The following is a 15,089-nucleotide window of genomic DNA, read 5'->3' as shown; positions in this document are numbered from 1 at the left end:
CCTAAGCCGTAGTAACCCATTTGGAGATGAACAAGCGCTGCCATGAATACGGCAAAGCTCCTATTAACCTCAAAAACATCGTGAATCGACGTGGAAAATAAATATTTTCTTTACGCAAGTGAATACCTGCACGAATACGCTTTGACGCATTTTCAACGCTGACTTTCATCGGCATTGGAAAATCGTTTTTGTCCGTTAAAGGCGTTTCTACAAAGCCTGGAAACACCATCGAAACGTCAACGCCATTTTGTTTCATTGGTAACGCGAGACTTCTCGCCAAATAATTAATTGCTGCTTTCGATGCCCCATAAGCTTCTGCTCTCGGCAGTGCCACCTCGCTCGCGATGGAGCCCACGATAACCAAATGGTCGTCTTGAATAATTTGAGATTGAGACGCTTCAATGCAATTCACAACACCCATTACATTGACGTTTAATACTCGCTGGAACAGCTTTGCGTCTATTTCGCCATCATCAATGTACTCACAGCTGCCAGCATTCATTATCCAGATAGAGGGTTTGGGAATAAGACCTGACAACGCAGCTTTTGCCTGTTCCAGGTCAGTAACATCGAATTGCAACGTTTGGATGTTGTTAGAAAAAGCTTCCAAATTAGTAAGGCTTTCATGATTTCGACCACAAGCCCAAACTTTAAAACCACTGGATGCATAATCCTTGGCAAGCTGAAGCCCTATTCCAGATGTTGCTCCCGTGATCAACACTACCTGCTGACTCATTGCCCCAGCCCCGCTTTTATTTTCCTAACAACAGCACCTAGCACGGGAATCTGTTCATAGAGCATTGAACCTAGGTCGAAATAGTCTCGATGATAAACAACCTTATTGTCTTCAAAAGAAATCTGACTAACCCCATCAACCTCAACTGGGTTTGAACGATTAAGCTTTGGGTGTCTCAGCATCATCGTCCAAACGATAAAGCCAGTACTGCCCGCTTGGTGATGGTTGTGGATCTGAAATTCGCATTGATCAACATTTGCAAAGAGGTTTTCGAAATAATCATAAAGAGCCTCATTACCCTCTAAGCGATGCGCAGGGTCTTCGAACACGACATTTGGGTGGTAGAGGTCTCTTACCGATTCCAAATTATGTTTACTTAATGAACGGTAAAAATCCGCCACTTGACCAATATCCATCTCTACCTCACTAATGACACCCATTGCATTGTACAAAATAATTTTTTGTACATATTTAATATAGCTATAAAAGTTGTACAAATATATTTTTGTATAACTTTTTACAGTCAGATTTGTTTACGATGAGAAAATGAAAATGGATCACAAACAAAAAAGGCCCAGTAGAAACTGGACCTTTCGTTATATATTCAATAGGTTCTAGAACCTTTAGCCTCTAGCTTTGGCGTAATGCATCAATACGCTTATCTAGCGGTGGATGGCTCATCATCAATTGAGAGATGGAGCTCTTGCCGTTGATACCAAAAGCCATCATTGAACCTTCTAATTTTGATTCATTGCTAACTTTTAGCCGCTCCAATGCAGCTATCATTTTATGTTTGCCGACAAGTTGCGCTGCCCCCGCATCCGCATAAAACTCTCGACGGCGGCTATACCACATTGTGATAAAGCTTGCCAAAAAGCCAAACACCAAGTCCAACACCATAGACACGACAAAATACGTAATGGTGTTCGACCCACCCTCTCCTTCCTCATCATTATTCGAAGCCACAATATTGGCAATAAAACGGGATAAGAAGATAACAAACGTGTTTACTACACCTTGCATTAGCGTCATGGTTACCATGTCACCATTCGCAATATGGCTTACTTCGTGCGCTAACACCGCTTCAGCTTCATCACGCGTCATGCTATGAAGGAGCCCAGTTGAAACAGCGACGAGCGAATCATTTCGCTTTGCACCTGTCGCAAATGCATTGATATCTGCGGAATCATAAATCGCAACTTGCGGCATACCAATACCCGCTTGTTGTGATTGACGTTGAACCGTTTCCAACAACCAATGCTCAGTTTCGTTACGTGGGCTCTCAATGACCTGACCGCCTACTGAACGTAGGGCAATTTTTTTAGACATCAACAGCGAAATAAAGGAACCACCAAAACCAAATATGGCTGCCATTACAAGCAGACCAGACAGGCTACCAGGTGCGACTCCAGTAACAGCATAAACAATGTTCAATACAATACTTAGCACCAATATTACGGCTAAATTGGTTGCCAAGAACAACATCACTCGCTTCATTTATTTTCTCCAATAGGAAGCATAATTTTTCTAACTCTTTGGTTAGTCATACTCTAAGACATTATGGTTAATGATTGAGAGCTAACTCAACTAACCATTACACCTCAGAATGTAACATATACATATAGTCTTAAATTTTAAAAACAAGGTTAAGAGCAAAATTGCAACATTTGATGTCTAAAAGGGGGTATATGTGAATAGATGACCATCTTTTGAAACATCAAGGTGTTAAAGCACACTGATCAGATCACTTAAAAAGTATTAGACCATAGTCTTATTGCTGTCAGGTGTCACAAGTTCTAAAGTGTTGGGGTCGGAAAAGCGGTCCCCAAATACATAATATCCACGGAGAATGGAAACATGAATGACAACGGAAATTTTCAGATGGCTATTGATATGCTTTGCTGCCACTTAGGCTTGACTGAAGATGAAGCAAGAGAGCAATTAGGTTTGAAATCTGATACTCAGCTTCAACGGCAGATCACTGATACTCAGCAAGCATTGATGGGTCTATCTGCTGAAAAGTAGTAATGTATTATTAAAGAAACGGCTGCGAAATTCGCAGCCGTTTTTTCATTCAATTAATGGCGATACGTCAATGTATTTGCCTATATTTCTTCGCTTAGGTCCGGGAACATAAGGAATTTCTCCGAGCTTCGGTGCTGGTAGCTTATCTTCAAGCATCTTGATGATTTCAGCATAATGCTCAGTTCCTGGATTAATACGATTGGCAACCCACCCTACCAACTCTAAACCATCATGTTTTATTACTTCAGCAGTAAGCATGGCATGGCTCAAACAACCGAGCTTAATACCAACAACCAAAACAACGGGTAACTTTTCTTGCTGTACCCAAGTGGACAAACAATCAGAGTCCGATACTGGTACGCGCCATCCGCCCGCACCTTCTACCAAAACAACCTCTGCATTTTCTTTATGCTGATTCAGTTTCTGGCTCAGAACACGATAGTCAATCTTCATATTATCGTGCTTAGCCGCAATATGTGGCGACGCTGGTATATACATTGCGAAAGGGTTCACGTCATCATAATCAACGCTTACGCTGCACGCTTCTTGTAGGTGCAATGCATCTGAGTTTCTTTTCCCATGCTCGGTTATTTCACAACCAGAAGCGATAGGCTTGTACCCAATAGTTGATAGTCCTTTCTCATTTAAAGCTTGAAGAATTGCTTTAGAAGCAACAGTCTTCCCCACTTCGGTGTCCGTACCGGCGATAAAAAATGCATTCAGCATGCTGAAATCTCTCCTAAACAAACTTGATAAGTTGCAGGTATTAAACCTTGAGGGGCATGTAATTGTCGGTAAGCTTTATCCACATGAATAAGCTTGGACTTGGTGACTAACCCTACGTCACGACCGTCTACATGGCTCGCGCCTATCCCCTTTAGGTCTTTCATCAGCTCCAGAGCGGAGCGGTACCTCAAAGTGATAGGAAATGAGTCTATTTGATGAGTACTACACCCCGCTTGCGCTAACGCAAGTTTTACTTGTTTACTCGTTAGGAATTCATTGACATGTTGATATGCATCAACTTTAGACCAAGCGTTTTTCAACTCAAGCAAAGAGCCATCTAGTAAGGTAGAAAAATGCGCCCGACCGCCATTTTTTAAAACACGACGGGTTTCTCGAAGTGGCAAAGACAAGTCATCACACCATTGAAGCGCTAAACTTGAAAATACGAAATCAAAGCTGGCATCTGAAAACGGCAGAGCATCTGCATCCACAAGTTCACATCTTACATCCAGTTGTTCACAACGTGATGCGGTCGCTCGTAGCATAGCGTCAGACAGATCTGCAGCAATAACTTTGGCCCCTCGCAATGCGAGAAGTTTGGCAAAATACCCGGTCCCGCACCCTAAATCGAGAACCTTAGTTCCGGTGAGATCAGAAGGCATTCTTTCTAGAAGATGTTGACCAACCTGACGCTGAAACTCAGCATGTTGATCGTATGTACTGGCAGCACGACTAAACGATTCAGATATCGCCTTTTTGTCGGCTTGAGAATGAGAGATGATTATTGCGTGCTCTATCATGTACGACTCACTACTACTTGTTTAACTTTGCTTGCCATTTCTACCACATCTTTTTTGCCGTGATTCACCGTTAACGTAATACGAAGTCTTGCTTGACCATTGGGTACAGTGGGTGGACGAATTGCAGTTAACCAATAACCTTGCTCTCTGAGCGAATCTGCACACTCAAGAGCCGCATTAGAATCACCACAAATAAAAGGTTTTATAGGTGTTTCAGTGCGAACGAATCCAGGGACTTCGGAAAGTATTCCATCATAAATTCCGGACAACTCGGTTAATTTATCCCTGCGCCACCCTTGCTCTCGCATCATATCTATAGAATGAGTTAGGGCGTGCGCTTGAGAAGGCGGCATTGCTGTTGAGTAAACATGATGTCGTGCAAACTGGGTCAAGTAGTCGCCTATCTCGTTATCACACAATACAGCCGCACCAGATAGCCCCGCTCCTTTTCCAAAAGTCACCACCAAAATGTCGGGATGAACCCCAGCGGCATAGCAGCTACCTTGCCCTTCAGCACCCAGTACTCCGATACCGTGGGCATCATCCACCATAAATACATTGTTAGAGGCAGTGGCAATTTGGCTAAGGTGGGTAAGTGGGGACTTGTCACCATCCATACTGAATACACCTTCCGTCACTATCAATGCATTCTCTTTGTTGGCTAATAAGCGTTTGAGATCGTCGGCATCATTGTGTTTGAAGCGCTTCATCATCGCAGGACTGTGCATCCCCGCCTCTATTAATGACGCATGATTCAGCTTGTCTTGAAACAGCCAATCACCTTTCTCAAGCAAAGAATACAAAACAGCTTGATTAGCACTGAACCCAGAGCTAAACAAGATGGCTCTATCAAAACTTAACCAACGGCACAATGATTCCTCTAAACAACGATGTGCATGCGAATATCCCGTTACAAGAGGAGATGCCGCGCTACCCGCACCATATTGACCCAAGCCTTCTTGCCACGCTTTAATCAGCGATTTGTCTGTGGCTAGCCCTAGGTAATCATTGCTGGAAAAATTAACGTAAGCTTGATCGCCAAGCTTAAACCGAACACTGTTACCACCAGATAAAGTCGAGAGGCGACGAGTTAAGCCGTTCTCCTCTCTATGTTTTAGCTGGTGCTGTATTCTTTGTCTAAACGCTTGCATCATAGAATAAATCGTCTTTAGCAGGTCGAGCAGCAACACGCTCAACAACCCTGTCTAATAATTCATTCTCTTCAATTTCATCCGGTTTTTGACTAACGGCTTGGCTATTGATACCCAACTTTTTGAACAAAAGCATGTCTTTGTCTTCAGAAGGGTTAGGTGTAGTAAGAAGCTTACAACCGTAAAAGACGGAATTCGCACCAGCCATAAAGCAAAGCGTTTGCATTTGCTCATTCATATTCTCGCGACCAGCAGATAAACGAACAGCGGACATTGGCATCATAATGCGTGCAATTGCAATTAGGCGAATGAAGTCAAACGGGTCAACATCATCCACACTTTCTAGTGGTGTTCCTTTTACTTTAACCAGCATGTTAATCGGAACACTTTCAGGGTGAACAGGTAAGTTCGCTAATTCGACGAGCAGACCAGCTCGATCGTTGACGCTTTCCCCCATACCTATGATACCGCCAGAGCAGATTTTCATGCCGGCATCACGAACATGAGAAAGTGTATCTAAGCGATCTTGGTACGTACGAGTGGTAATAATACTGCCGTAAAATTCTGGAGAGGTATCAAGGTTGTGATTGTAGTAATCCAGCCCCGCGGTTGCCAATTCGTCAGCCTGATCAGGGGTTAACATACCCAACGTCATGCAGGTTTCAAGCCCCATTCCTTTCACGCCTTTAATCATTTCTGTTAAATGCGGCATATCACGTGATTTCGGGTTCTTCCATGCAGCTCCCATACAGAAACGAGTGGAACCCGCATTTTTTGCTTTTTTAGCCGCATCCAATACACGCTCCACTTCCATCAAACGCTCTTTTTCAACATCTGTCGTGTATCGAGCACTCTGAGGGCAATATTTACAGTCTTCTGGGCACGCACCCGTTTTTATGGAAAGTAATGTACTTACTTGGACATGATTGTGCTGTTGGTAATGTCTATGAACAATCTGTGCGTCAAACAGTAGGTCCATAAAAGGCTTATCCATAAAGGCTCTGACTTCGGCATGAGTCCAGTTATGACGAACTTCCACGTGCGTATCCTTAATTTTGATTATTGTTAATTGCTACTTGGCTAGTGTACTTACAACCGATAGACTGTCAACATTTCAAACCCTACAAGGGTTTACACTTGGTTAAAAAACAAACAACAGAAAGAGAGGATTTGCTATGGACTTAGCCTTCGACCAAGAGCACATCTGGCATCCCTACACATCAACACTGACACCTCTGACCTGCTATCCCATAGTAGGTGCATACGGTGTTCATCTCGAATTAGAGAGTGGGAATAAGCTAATAGATGGTATGTCGTCTTGGTGGTCGACTATTCATGGGTACAACCATCCAGTATTGAATGAAGCCGCAACAGCTCAAATTGACAAGATGTCTCATGTGATGTTCGGTGGCATCACTCATGAGCCAGCGATTAACCTTTGTAAGAAATTACTGAATCTAGCGCCTAACAACATGGAGCATGTGTTCTTAGCGGACTCAGGATCCGTTGCGGTGGAAGTTAGCTTAAAAATGGCACTGCAATATTGGCACGCTAAAGGTCAAAATCGCCCCAAGTTCCTCACCCTCAGAAATGGTTACCACGGCGACACATTTGCCGCTATGTCTGTCACCGACCCAGATAACTCCATGCACAGCTTATATAAAGGGTTCTTGCCAGAACATTTGTTCGCCGACAACCCAAAGACAGGCTTTTTCGAACCTTGGGACGCCACAGATGTCAGTGACTTTGAACTGCAATTAAAAATTCATCACAAAGATATTGCAGCGGTTATCCTTGAACCGATAGTACAAGGCGCAGGGGGAATGAATATTTATCACCCCCGGTTCCTATCGAAGGTGCGTAATCTTTGCGACCAATATGATGTACTGTTGATTCTAGATGAAATCGCCACGGGGTTTGGCCGGACTGGGAAGATGTTTGCCTGTGAGCACGCTAATGTCCTCCCCGACATTCTATGCGTAGGTAAAGCCCTAACGGGTGGGTACATGACTTTATCAGCCACGCTCACCTCTAAGCGAGTCGCTGATACAGTGTGCGGTGGTGAAGCGGGCTGCTTTATGCATGGTCCTACCTTTATGGCGAACCCACTCGCTTGTGCGGTTGCAAATGCAAGCTTAGGGTTGCTAGAAGACGGAAGCTGGTCGCAACAGGTTTCGGCGATTGAAGCTCTGTTTACCGAAAAACTACCAACTCTAAAGCATCACACACGCGTCAAAGATGTTCGATGGTTAGGCGCTATAGGCGTCGTTGAAACTCACAAGAATGTAGACATGGAGTCAATTCAGAAGCATTTCGTTGACCAAGGTGTTTGGATCCGCCCTTTTATGAATCGAATCTACCTAATGCCTCCGTACATTAGTGAACCAAAGCATATAGAAAAGCTGATAGGTGCCATTTCAAGCGCACTCGATATAGATAGCTGCTTTCAATAATTTGAAAAATAGCCACGATTCTAAGTAACAAGTACAAAAAAGCTGACACAAAGTCAGCTTTTTCAATTTCCTATTTAGGTTTTGTTAACCGGCTAGTCAACCGATCTGCGTCCCAATTATCCGATGTGAGTCGCGCCGTTCATGTACTTCTGAAGCACACTAGGGATGGCAATACGACCATCTGATTCTTGGTTGTTTTCTAGGATAGCGACCATCGTACGACCAACAGCTAAACCTGAACCATTCAGCGTGTGAACAAGTTCCGGCTTTTTCTCACCTTTACGACGGAAGCGAGCTTGCATACGTCGCGCTTGGAAATCAGCAGTATTCGAACAAGACGAAATCTCGCGATAGGTTTCTTGAGCAGGAACCCACACTTCTAAATCGTAAGTTTTACGAGCACCAAAGCCCATATCCCCAGTACATAGAATCACTTTACGATATGGCAGTTCAAGTAGCTGAAGTACTTTCTCCGCGTGACCAGTCAGTTCTTCTAACGCTGCCATTGAATCTTCTGGCTTAGTAATTTGAACCAACTCAACTTTGTCAAACTGGTGCATACGAATGAGACCACGAGTGTCCCTACCATAAGAACCAGCCTCTGAACGGAAACACGGTGTGTGTGCCGTCATTTTAATCGGCAAATCTGCTTCATCTGTGATTGTGTCGCGAACCATGTTTGTTACTGGAACTTCTGCCGTAGGGATAAGAGACAGTTTACGAGGCTCTTCATCGTTTACTTTTTCAGTTAACGGCTCTGTATGAAAAAGATCTTCACCAAACTTAGGAAGCTGACCAGTACCGTATAGGCTGTCGGCATTCACAAGGTACGGGACATACATTTCAGAGTAACCATGATCGTCGGTATGAAGATCAAGCATGAATTGCGCAATAGCACGGTGAAGGCGAGCAAACTGCCCTTTCATCACTATAAAACGTGCGCCAGTGATTTTGGTCGCACTTGCGAAATCAAGACCACCACTTAACTCACCAAGGTCGACGTGATCTTTCACTTCAAAATCGTAAGTTTTTGGTTCGCCCCAACGAGAAATTTCTACGTTGTCGTTTTCATCTTTCCCATCAGGCACAGAATCGTCTGGTAGATTAGGCACTGAAAGCGTAATGTCTTCCAGTTTAGATTGCACGTCAGCCAGCTCAATTTTCTTAGCATCCAATTCACTACCAAGATTACCGATTTGTTTTTTAATCTCTTCGGCACCTTCTTTATCACCAGCAGCCATTTTCTGACCAATTTGCTTGGAGATGGAATTGCGTGAGGATTGTAAATTTTCAACTTCTACTTGAATGGACTTACGTTGCTCTTCAAGTTGACGGATTGTCTCTACGTCCAGCTTAAAGCCACGACGTGCTAATTTTGCAGCTGTTTCATCCAGCTCAGTTCGAAGTAATTTAGAATCCAGCATTGCTAATCCTATGCCTTTTGGTTTGTTTTGAAGACGTAGCAGGCTGTCCTGCTACTGAGAAAATTATCTCGCTAAAGATATCCAAAAAGCGCTACTTTTCATAGCGCTTTTGTGGGCTTTTTGCGTCCAAAGAGGAGAGATAATCTAACTTTTCACCGATTTTGGTCTCTAAGCCGCGATTTGTCGGAAAATAGTAACGAGTCTCTGCCATTTCAGGGGGGAAATATTGCTCACCTGCCGCATAAGCACCTGGCTCATTATGAGCATAACGGTACTCTTCTCCGTAACCGAGATCTTTCATTAGGCTGGTCGGCGCATTGCGTAGGTGTGGGGGAACTTCGTATTCTGGGTGATTTTGCGCATCTCGCAATGCTTGTTTCCAAGCATTATATACCGCGTTACTTTTGGGTGCACAGGCTAAATACACCACAGCTTGCGCAATGGCTCGCTCACCCTCTGCGGGTCCAACTCTAGAGAAACAGTCCCAAGCAGATAGCGCAACTTGCATCGCCCTTGGATCAGCATTACCAATATCTTCAGATGCAATAGCAAGCAACCGACGAGCAACATACAATGGATCGCAACCCGCACTTATCATCCTTGCTGCCCAATATAAAGCCGCATCAGGGTCGGAGCCTCGAATAGATTTGTGGAGTGCAGAGATTAAATCGTACCAAATATCGCCTTTATTATCGAAACGGGCGACCTTTTCCCCTGCCACCTCGGCAAGTAATGCTAATGTAATTTGCTTCCTATCATCTGTCTCTGTCGCCATATCGAACAACAATTCGAGATAATTAAGCGACATTCGAGCATCACCGTTAACCAATTCCGATAATCGGTCTAACACACCCTCTTCGAATTCTGCCGACTCTTTACCTAACCCTCTGTCTTTATCAGACAGCGCTTGGTTTAGAACATCGAGAATGTCCTCTTCTTTTAACGACGACAGCTTATAAACTCGCGCTCTTGAAAGAAGTGCATTGTTCAGTTCAAAGGAAGGATTTTCGGTTGTAGCACCAATGAAAGTAACGGTGCCATCTTCAATATGGGGTAAAAAGGCATCTTGCTGACTTTTATTAAAGCGGTGTACCTCGTCCACAAACAAGATGGTTTTCCTGCCTGCAACTTTGTTGTCACGCGCTTTTTCAATGGCAATACGGATATCTTTAACACCAGAGGTCACCGCAGAAACGCGCTCAACTTCCGCATTAGAATAATTGGCCGCGACTTCAGCCAATGTCGTTTTTCCAGTGCCAGGCGGCCCCCATAGGATCATGGAGTGCAAATGCCCGGCTTCTAAGGCACGACGGAGAGGCTTACCCTCGCCCAGAATATGTTGCTGACCAATATATTGCTCGACGGTTTCTGGTCGCATACGTGCGGCTAAAGGCCGAAAGTCCTCGTCACCAGAGAAGTCGAGCGAATAGTTACTCATTAGTTGCCACGCTCATCATAGACTTCAACACCTTTTGGTGGTGTGAAAGTAAATCGTTCTTTTGCTGGTGTCTTCATACTGATCGAATTAAAGGTAAATTGGCTTGTTTGGCCGTCTTGCTCGACAACAGAAAAACCTTCTATTTTACCTTTGGCGGTCACATCAATGATGAATTGCCCTTGTGTGGAATTTTCCGAAACAGGCTCAAGGGTGAATCGGTTATTTTTTTGAGCAACTCGGTAGTTATCCCAGTCACTTTGTCTATTTCGTGTAAGCAGAACAAAGGGTGTCTGTCCCGTTGCTTGCTCTTGGTTATAAATACTCACCTGCTCCAAAAAAGGTTCGTAATACCAAACCACATCACCATCAGAAACAAGCTCTGTCTCATCTGGTTCCATTGTCGACCAACGAAACATGCTTGGACGTGCAATATCCGCTGTGCCATTTGCTTGCTGAATCACTTCGCCATCAGGCGCTGTCACCGTTTGCGAAAACGCTGCGCTGAACCCGTCTGTTTTACTCAATCGTTCACTTAATTCAGATTTAGGTGATGCCACAGCGGTTGCAGACACACTAAACGTGAACAGAATAAGCCATTTTTTCATTTAAAATCTCTTCAAACTAATACCGATAACGAATTGGACAACGTTTTTTTGTCTCTGTTTCATTAGAACCTGTTGACCTAGTCTTTAATTGGTGGCGGTGCAAGAACCTCGCGATTACCATTGTGACCCGGGGCACTAACAATACCTTGTGCTTCAAGTTGTTCCACAATTCTAGCTGCGCGGTTATACCCAATCTTGAATCGACGCTGTACACCCGATACAGAACCACGCCTGCTTTCCACAACGTGTTCTACCACTTGGTCAAACAATGGATCGACATCTTCGTCAGCTTCCATAGCCTCACCGGGCAACAACGTATCCGCTGTCTGTTCACCGTTAGTGATTTCATCAATGTACTCAGGTTTGCCACGAGCTTTCCAATCATTAACGACGGCATGAACATCATCGTCGGAGGCAAATGCTCCGTGAACGCGAATCGTGTGGCTAGATCCTGGAGGAAGATAAAGCATGTCACCCATTCCAAGCAGTGACTCGGCACCACCTTGATCAAGAATGGTTCTTGAATCTGTTTTCGTTGATACCGTAAAGGCAACACGTGTGGGTATGTTCGCTTTAATTAAGCCGGTGATCACATCAACCGATGGACGCTGCGTTGCTAAAATCAAATGCACACCAGCGGCTCGTGCTTTTTGCGCCAGTCGGGCTATCAACTCTTCCACTTTTTTCCCGACGACCATCATGAGGTCGGCAAATTCATCCACAATGACAACAATGTAGGGAAGCTTCTCTAATAAAGGTGGTAATTCGTCCATGCTGTCACCCGCTTGCCATAGAGGGTCATGGATTGGGTGTCCTGCGTCCGCTGCCATTTTTAATTTTTCATTGAACCCTTTGATGTTTCTAACACCCAGAGCGGACATGAGCTTGTATCGACGTTCCATTTCACCTACACACCAACGCAGAGCATTCGATGCATCTTTCATGTCGGTTACCACTTCCGAAAGCAGGTGCGGAATACCCTCGTAAATCGAAAGCTCCAACATTTTCGGGTCGATCATAATAAATCGAACATCTTCTGGCTTCGATTTATAGAGCATGCTTAAGATCATGACATTCACGCCGACAGACTTACCAGAACCCGTCGTACCTGCAACAAGCACATGTGGCATCTTAGCTAAGTCGGCAACAACGGCTTCACCCGCAATATCTTGACCAAGTACCACTGTTGTTGGTGAGGTAGCATTTTCAAATTGAGGGCTATTAATCACGTCTGACAAGAATACCGTCTGGCGGCTCATATTGGGCAGTTCCAATCCGACATAAGGTTTACCCGGAATCACCTCAACCACACGTACTGCCATAGCAGATAAAGAGCGCGCTAAATCCATAGACAGACCAGATATGCGGCTTACTTTTACCCCTGGAGCCAAATCTAACTCGAAACGAGTAATGACCGGACCTGGGAAAATATCAACCACTTTTGCGGTAATCTTATAGTCGGCTAACTTTGATTCAACCAAACGAGCAATCTCTTCTAGAGCCGCTCTATCTATATGGTTCTCACGTTTCTCCGGATGATACAGCAACTCAAGAGTTGGCATAGGAGAAGTGGGCTTGGGTAATGTTTGGTCTTTTTGCACAAGGAACGGATTTTGACTCGCGGCTACATTTTGTTGCGCATCCGCCACCAATGACTGGAATGCAGCAACATCTGCGTCGCTTTCCGCTACTTCTTCAACCTCTTCTCTAGAAGCTGCGACAGGTACAATGGTTTCCTCATTTGAGTCAGATGAAGATTCTACTTCTACCTCAGAAGATCTTTCTTTTTCAATAAGGTGGGATTCGTTATCAAACTCAGAAATTGTTGGCGTGCGCTCTTCTATATCAACATTATCGAAGTTAATAGAGTCATGTATGTCTTGCTGCACCTCTTCAACTTCCGACCAGTTTTCGCTCAGCTGAATATCACTTGCTGCGACAGCATCTGCACCTTCGGCATAATCGTTCGCTTGTTCGGCTTGATAAGTAAGCTCTTCGATGGTTGCATTGGGAGAAAGTGCCCGTTCTTCATTTTGCTCAAGCACGCCACTGTCGGGCTCATTTGTTTCAGCCACTTGTTCATTGACAGGAAGATGATCAGAATCATCTCTGTGTACCGTTTGTGGGAGGTGAATGTTGAACCTTGACTCAGCATGCCCATCGTCATCATCTAACTGAGAGAAATTCGGTTCAATGTCACCAACAGGCTCTTGGTATGGGCTTTCCATATCCAACGGACGCGATATGGATTCTTGTTGGTCGGAATCTTTAAATTCTGGGTCCTTCAATGTAGGTTTAATGTGCTCTTCTTTAGACCCGCGGACCAAATTTATTAACCATGCACAGAATGAAATAAACGAATTTCCTAACCATTCAACAATAGATAACCAAGAAATGCCCGTTAAGAGGGTGAAACCTGCTCCCCATAAAAACAGCAGAACAAGTGTTGTGCCAAGCAAGTTAAATGCGGGTAAAGCCAGATTAGTGATCACGTCACCAATCACGCCACCTGATGAGAAATACCAAATGTCATCAAAATTGATATCGGCAAGACCACAACTCGTAATAATGACGACTGTTAGCCCTAGAAGGCGCGTTCCCCACAACATAAAGTCGATGGGTTCATCTTCTGCTCTTTTTCGAAAGAACACCCAAGTCATCACTGAGATAGCAATAGGTAGAGGATAGGCTATTGAGCCAAAAACAAAGAAAAGACTGTCTGCTACCCAAGCTCCAAATTGCCCACCTAGGTTTTTCACTTCGCCTCCCCACGCGGTTTGCGACCATGAAGGATCGGCAGGGTCAAAGGAAAGTAAAGCAATAGAGATTAGAATCGCTGTAAGACAACCTAATATGAAGCAGCAATCGCGAAGTCGTTGTAGCCCATTTAATCGAGGAGATGAGGTCTCTTCTTGGGACTTTATAATGGTTTCAACCTTTTCTTTGTTCTCTCTGAACATATACCAACTTTATGCTTATTGATTTCAAAAACGCACCGAGCGGCAATAGCCGCTCGGTTTGTTAGATGATTTAACCACATCAAGCAATAAAACCCAATCTCTGTTCGGTTCACAAACCCGAGAAACGGGTAGTTTACCGAACAAAATAAGGACAATTGATTAACGTAATTCCTGAAGTTGAATCCAGATCTCAATCGAATTCGCCACTACACAGCAGAAATTACGTTTTGTACTTATCGAGTTTTAATAACCAACTGGTTGGTCTGTTTAACTTCTTCCATAACCACATATGTGCGGGTATCGTTAACGCCAGGTAAACGCAGAAGCGTGTCACCCAACAATTTACGGTAGGCACTCATATCTGATACACGGGTTTTTAGAAGATAGTCAAAATCGCCTGACACTAAATGACATTCTTGAATGTCATCCAGCTTTTGTACTGCATGATTAAATTGTTCGAACACATCTGGTGCGCCTCGATTTAACGTAATCTCAACAAATACCAATAGCGATGCATCTAGATACTGAGGATTCAGCAAAGCTGTATATCCGGTAATGTATCCTTGTCTCTCCAATCGACGCACACGTTCTAGACATGGCGTTGGAGATAATCCCACTCTCTTAGATAACTCTACATTCGAAATACGACCATCTTTCTGAAGTTCGTTAAGAATGTTTCTATCAATACGATCTAATTCCTTGGACGGCTTCTTATAGTTATCCACCATTTTTTATCCCACCTTATTACTTCCTTGCAAAAAAATATACTAC

At 44.1% G+C, this 15,089-nt stretch carries 14 protein-coding genes; 2 read left to right on the top strand and 12 right to left on the bottom strand.

Annotation, left to right across the window (positions count from 1 at the left end):
• Nucleotide 1: 1 nt before the first annotated feature.
• The 3 genes from VPNCDNU1_RS05145 to htpX form a co-directional block, all read right to left on the bottom strand.
• On the bottom strand, nucleotides 2–736 hold the full coding sequence (locus tag VPNCDNU1_RS05145; RefSeq protein ID WP_104399356.1) for an SDR family NAD(P)-dependent oxidoreductase: 735 nt from the start codon (nucleotides 734–736) through the stop codon (nucleotides 2–4).
• Nucleotides 733–1,152: a nuclear transport factor 2 family protein gene (locus VPNCDNU1_RS05140; RefSeq protein WP_104399355.1), complete on the bottom strand. Its 420-nt coding sequence runs from the start codon at nucleotides 1,150–1,152 to the stop codon at nucleotides 733–735. The genes VPNCDNU1_RS05145 and VPNCDNU1_RS05140 overlap by 4 nt, the downstream gene beginning before the upstream one ends.
• Before the next feature lie 214 nt (nucleotides 1,153–1,366).
• Complete coding sequence (gene htpX, locus VPNCDNU1_RS05135; RefSeq protein ID WP_104399354.1) at nucleotides 1,367–2,233, bottom strand: protease HtpX; 867 nt, start codon at nucleotides 2,231–2,233, stop codon at nucleotides 1,367–1,369.
• 360 nt (nucleotides 2,234–2,593) lie between these two features.
• On the opposite strand from htpX, the gene VPNCDNU1_RS28785 reads away from it, so the two are divergent.
• Nucleotides 2,594–2,761, top strand: a complete 168-nt coding sequence (locus tag VPNCDNU1_RS28785; RefSeq protein ID WP_167404720.1) for a hypothetical protein — start codon at nucleotides 2,594–2,596, stop codon at nucleotides 2,759–2,761.
• Nucleotides 2,762–2,806: 45 nt separating this feature from the next.
• Here the strand turns inward: VPNCDNU1_RS28785 and bioD are convergent, their stop codons facing one another.
• From bioD to bioB, 4 genes are read right to left on the bottom strand one after another with little or no spacing between them, the layout of a single operon-like run.
• Nucleotides 2,807–3,487 carry a dethiobiotin synthase gene (bioD, locus tag VPNCDNU1_RS05130; RefSeq protein ID WP_104399353.1) on the bottom strand — a complete coding sequence of 227 codons (681 nt, stop codon included), beginning with the start codon at nucleotides 3,485–3,487 and terminating at the stop codon, nucleotides 2,807–2,809.
• Nucleotides 3,481–4,287: a malonyl-ACP O-methyltransferase BioC gene (gene bioC, locus VPNCDNU1_RS05125; RefSeq protein WP_104399352.1), complete on the bottom strand. Its 807-nt coding sequence runs from the start codon at nucleotides 4,285–4,287 to the stop codon at nucleotides 3,481–3,483. The genes bioD and bioC overlap by 7 nt, the downstream gene beginning before the upstream one ends.
• A complete protein-coding gene (locus VPNCDNU1_RS05120) occupies nucleotides 4,284–5,441 on the bottom strand; it encodes an 8-amino-7-oxononanoate synthase (protein ID WP_104399351.1) in 1,158 nt (385 codons plus the stop codon). The genes bioC and VPNCDNU1_RS05120 overlap by 4 nt, the downstream gene beginning before the upstream one ends.
• The gene (gene bioB, locus VPNCDNU1_RS05115; protein WP_104399350.1) at nucleotides 5,425–6,477 is read right to left on the bottom strand and encodes a biotin synthase BioB; all 1,053 of its coding nucleotides are present in this window, start codon (nucleotides 6,475–6,477) and stop codon (nucleotides 5,425–5,427) included. The genes VPNCDNU1_RS05120 and bioB overlap by 17 nt, the downstream gene beginning before the upstream one ends.
• Nucleotides 6,478–6,613: 136 nt before the next feature.
• Between bioB and bioA the strand changes: the two genes are divergently transcribed.
• Nucleotides 6,614–7,891 carry an adenosylmethionine--8-amino-7-oxononanoate transaminase gene (gene bioA, locus VPNCDNU1_RS05110; RefSeq protein WP_104399349.1) on the top strand — a complete coding sequence of 426 codons (1,278 nt, stop codon included), beginning with the start codon at nucleotides 6,614–6,616 and terminating at the stop codon, nucleotides 7,889–7,891.
• 116 nt (nucleotides 7,892–8,007) lie between these two features.
• Here the strand turns inward: bioA and serS are convergent, their stop codons facing one another.
• The 5 genes from serS to lrp all read right to left on the bottom strand — a co-directional run bounded on the left by serS (nucleotide 8,008) and on the right by lrp (nucleotide 15,046).
• A complete protein-coding gene (serS, locus tag VPNCDNU1_RS05105; protein ID WP_104399348.1) occupies nucleotides 8,008–9,315 on the bottom strand; it encodes a serine--tRNA ligase in 1,308 nt (435 codons plus the stop codon).
• 91 nt (nucleotides 9,316–9,406) lie between these two features.
• Entirely contained in the window at nucleotides 9,407–10,753 is a 1,347-nt protein-coding gene (locus VPNCDNU1_RS05100) for a replication-associated recombination protein A (RefSeq protein WP_104399347.1), read from the bottom strand.
• Nucleotides 10,753–11,358: an outer membrane lipoprotein chaperone LolA gene (gene lolA / locus VPNCDNU1_RS05095; RefSeq protein WP_104399346.1), complete on the bottom strand. Its 606-nt coding sequence runs from the start codon at nucleotides 11,356–11,358 to the stop codon at nucleotides 10,753–10,755. The genes VPNCDNU1_RS05100 and lolA overlap by 1 nt, the downstream gene beginning before the upstream one ends.
• Before the next feature lie 77 nt (nucleotides 11,359–11,435).
• Nucleotides 11,436–14,318 carry a DNA translocase FtsK gene (locus VPNCDNU1_RS05090; protein ID WP_104399345.1) on the bottom strand — a complete coding sequence of 961 codons (2,883 nt, stop codon included), beginning with the start codon at nucleotides 14,316–14,318 and terminating at the stop codon, nucleotides 11,436–11,438.
• 233 nt (nucleotides 14,319–14,551) lie between these two features.
• Nucleotides 14,552–15,046: a leucine-responsive transcriptional regulator Lrp gene (gene lrp, locus VPNCDNU1_RS05085; protein ID WP_004406045.1), complete on the bottom strand. Its 495-nt coding sequence runs from the start codon at nucleotides 15,044–15,046 to the stop codon at nucleotides 14,552–14,554.
• Between the last annotated feature and the right edge of the window lie 43 nt (nucleotides 15,047–15,089).

Origin of the sequence: Vibrio penaeicida, from assembly GCF_002933855.1 — a bacterium.
Classification (GTDB): Bacteria; Pseudomonadota; Gammaproteobacteria; order Enterobacterales; family Vibrionaceae; genus Vibrio; species Vibrio penaeicida_A.
Note: the sequence above shows the minus strand (reverse complement) of the source record. Positions and strands in the feature narration are given on the sequence as shown.

Coding starts and splice junctions, on each gene's coding strand:
- bioD (WP_104399353.1), bottom strand. CDS start 3,487: ATGCTGAATGCATTTTTTATCGCCGGTACGGACACCGAAGTGGGGAAG.
- bioA (WP_104399349.1), top strand. CDS start 6,614: ATGGACTTAGCCTTCGACCAAGAGCACATCTGGCATCCCTACACATCA.
- VPNCDNU1_RS05090 (WP_104399345.1), bottom strand. CDS start 14,318: ATGTTCAGAGAGAACAAAGAAAAGGTTGAAACCATTATAAAGTCCCAA.
- VPNCDNU1_RS05145 (WP_104399356.1), bottom strand. CDS start 736: ATGAGTCAGCAGGTAGTGTTGATCACGGGAGCAACATCTGGAATAGGG.
- lrp (WP_004406045.1), bottom strand. CDS start 15,046: ATGGTGGATAACTATAAGAAGCCGTCCAAGGAATTAGATCGTATTGAT.
- lolA (WP_104399346.1), bottom strand. CDS start 11,358: ATGAAAAAATGGCTTATTCTGTTCACGTTTAGTGTGTCTGCAACCGCT.
- VPNCDNU1_RS05100 (WP_104399347.1), bottom strand. CDS start 10,753: ATGAGTAACTATTCGCTCGACTTCTCTGGTGACGAGGACTTTCGGCCT.
- VPNCDNU1_RS28785 (WP_167404720.1), top strand. CDS start 2,594: ATGAATGACAACGGAAATTTTCAGATGGCTATTGATATGCTTTGCTGC.
- htpX (WP_104399354.1), bottom strand. CDS start 2,233: ATGAAGCGAGTGATGTTGTTCTTGGCAACCAATTTAGCCGTAATATTG.
- VPNCDNU1_RS05140 (WP_104399355.1), bottom strand. CDS start 1,152: ATGGATATTGGTCAAGTGGCGGATTTTTACCGTTCATTAAGTAAACAT.
- serS (WP_104399348.1), bottom strand. CDS start 9,315: ATGCTGGATTCTAAATTACTTCGAACTGAGCTGGATGAAACAGCTGCA.
- VPNCDNU1_RS05120 (WP_104399351.1), bottom strand. CDS start 5,441: ATGATGCAAGCGTTTAGACAAAGAATACAGCACCAGCTAAAACATAGA.
- bioC (WP_104399352.1), bottom strand. CDS start 4,287: ATGATAGAGCACGCAATAATCATCTCTCATTCTCAAGCCGACAAAAAG.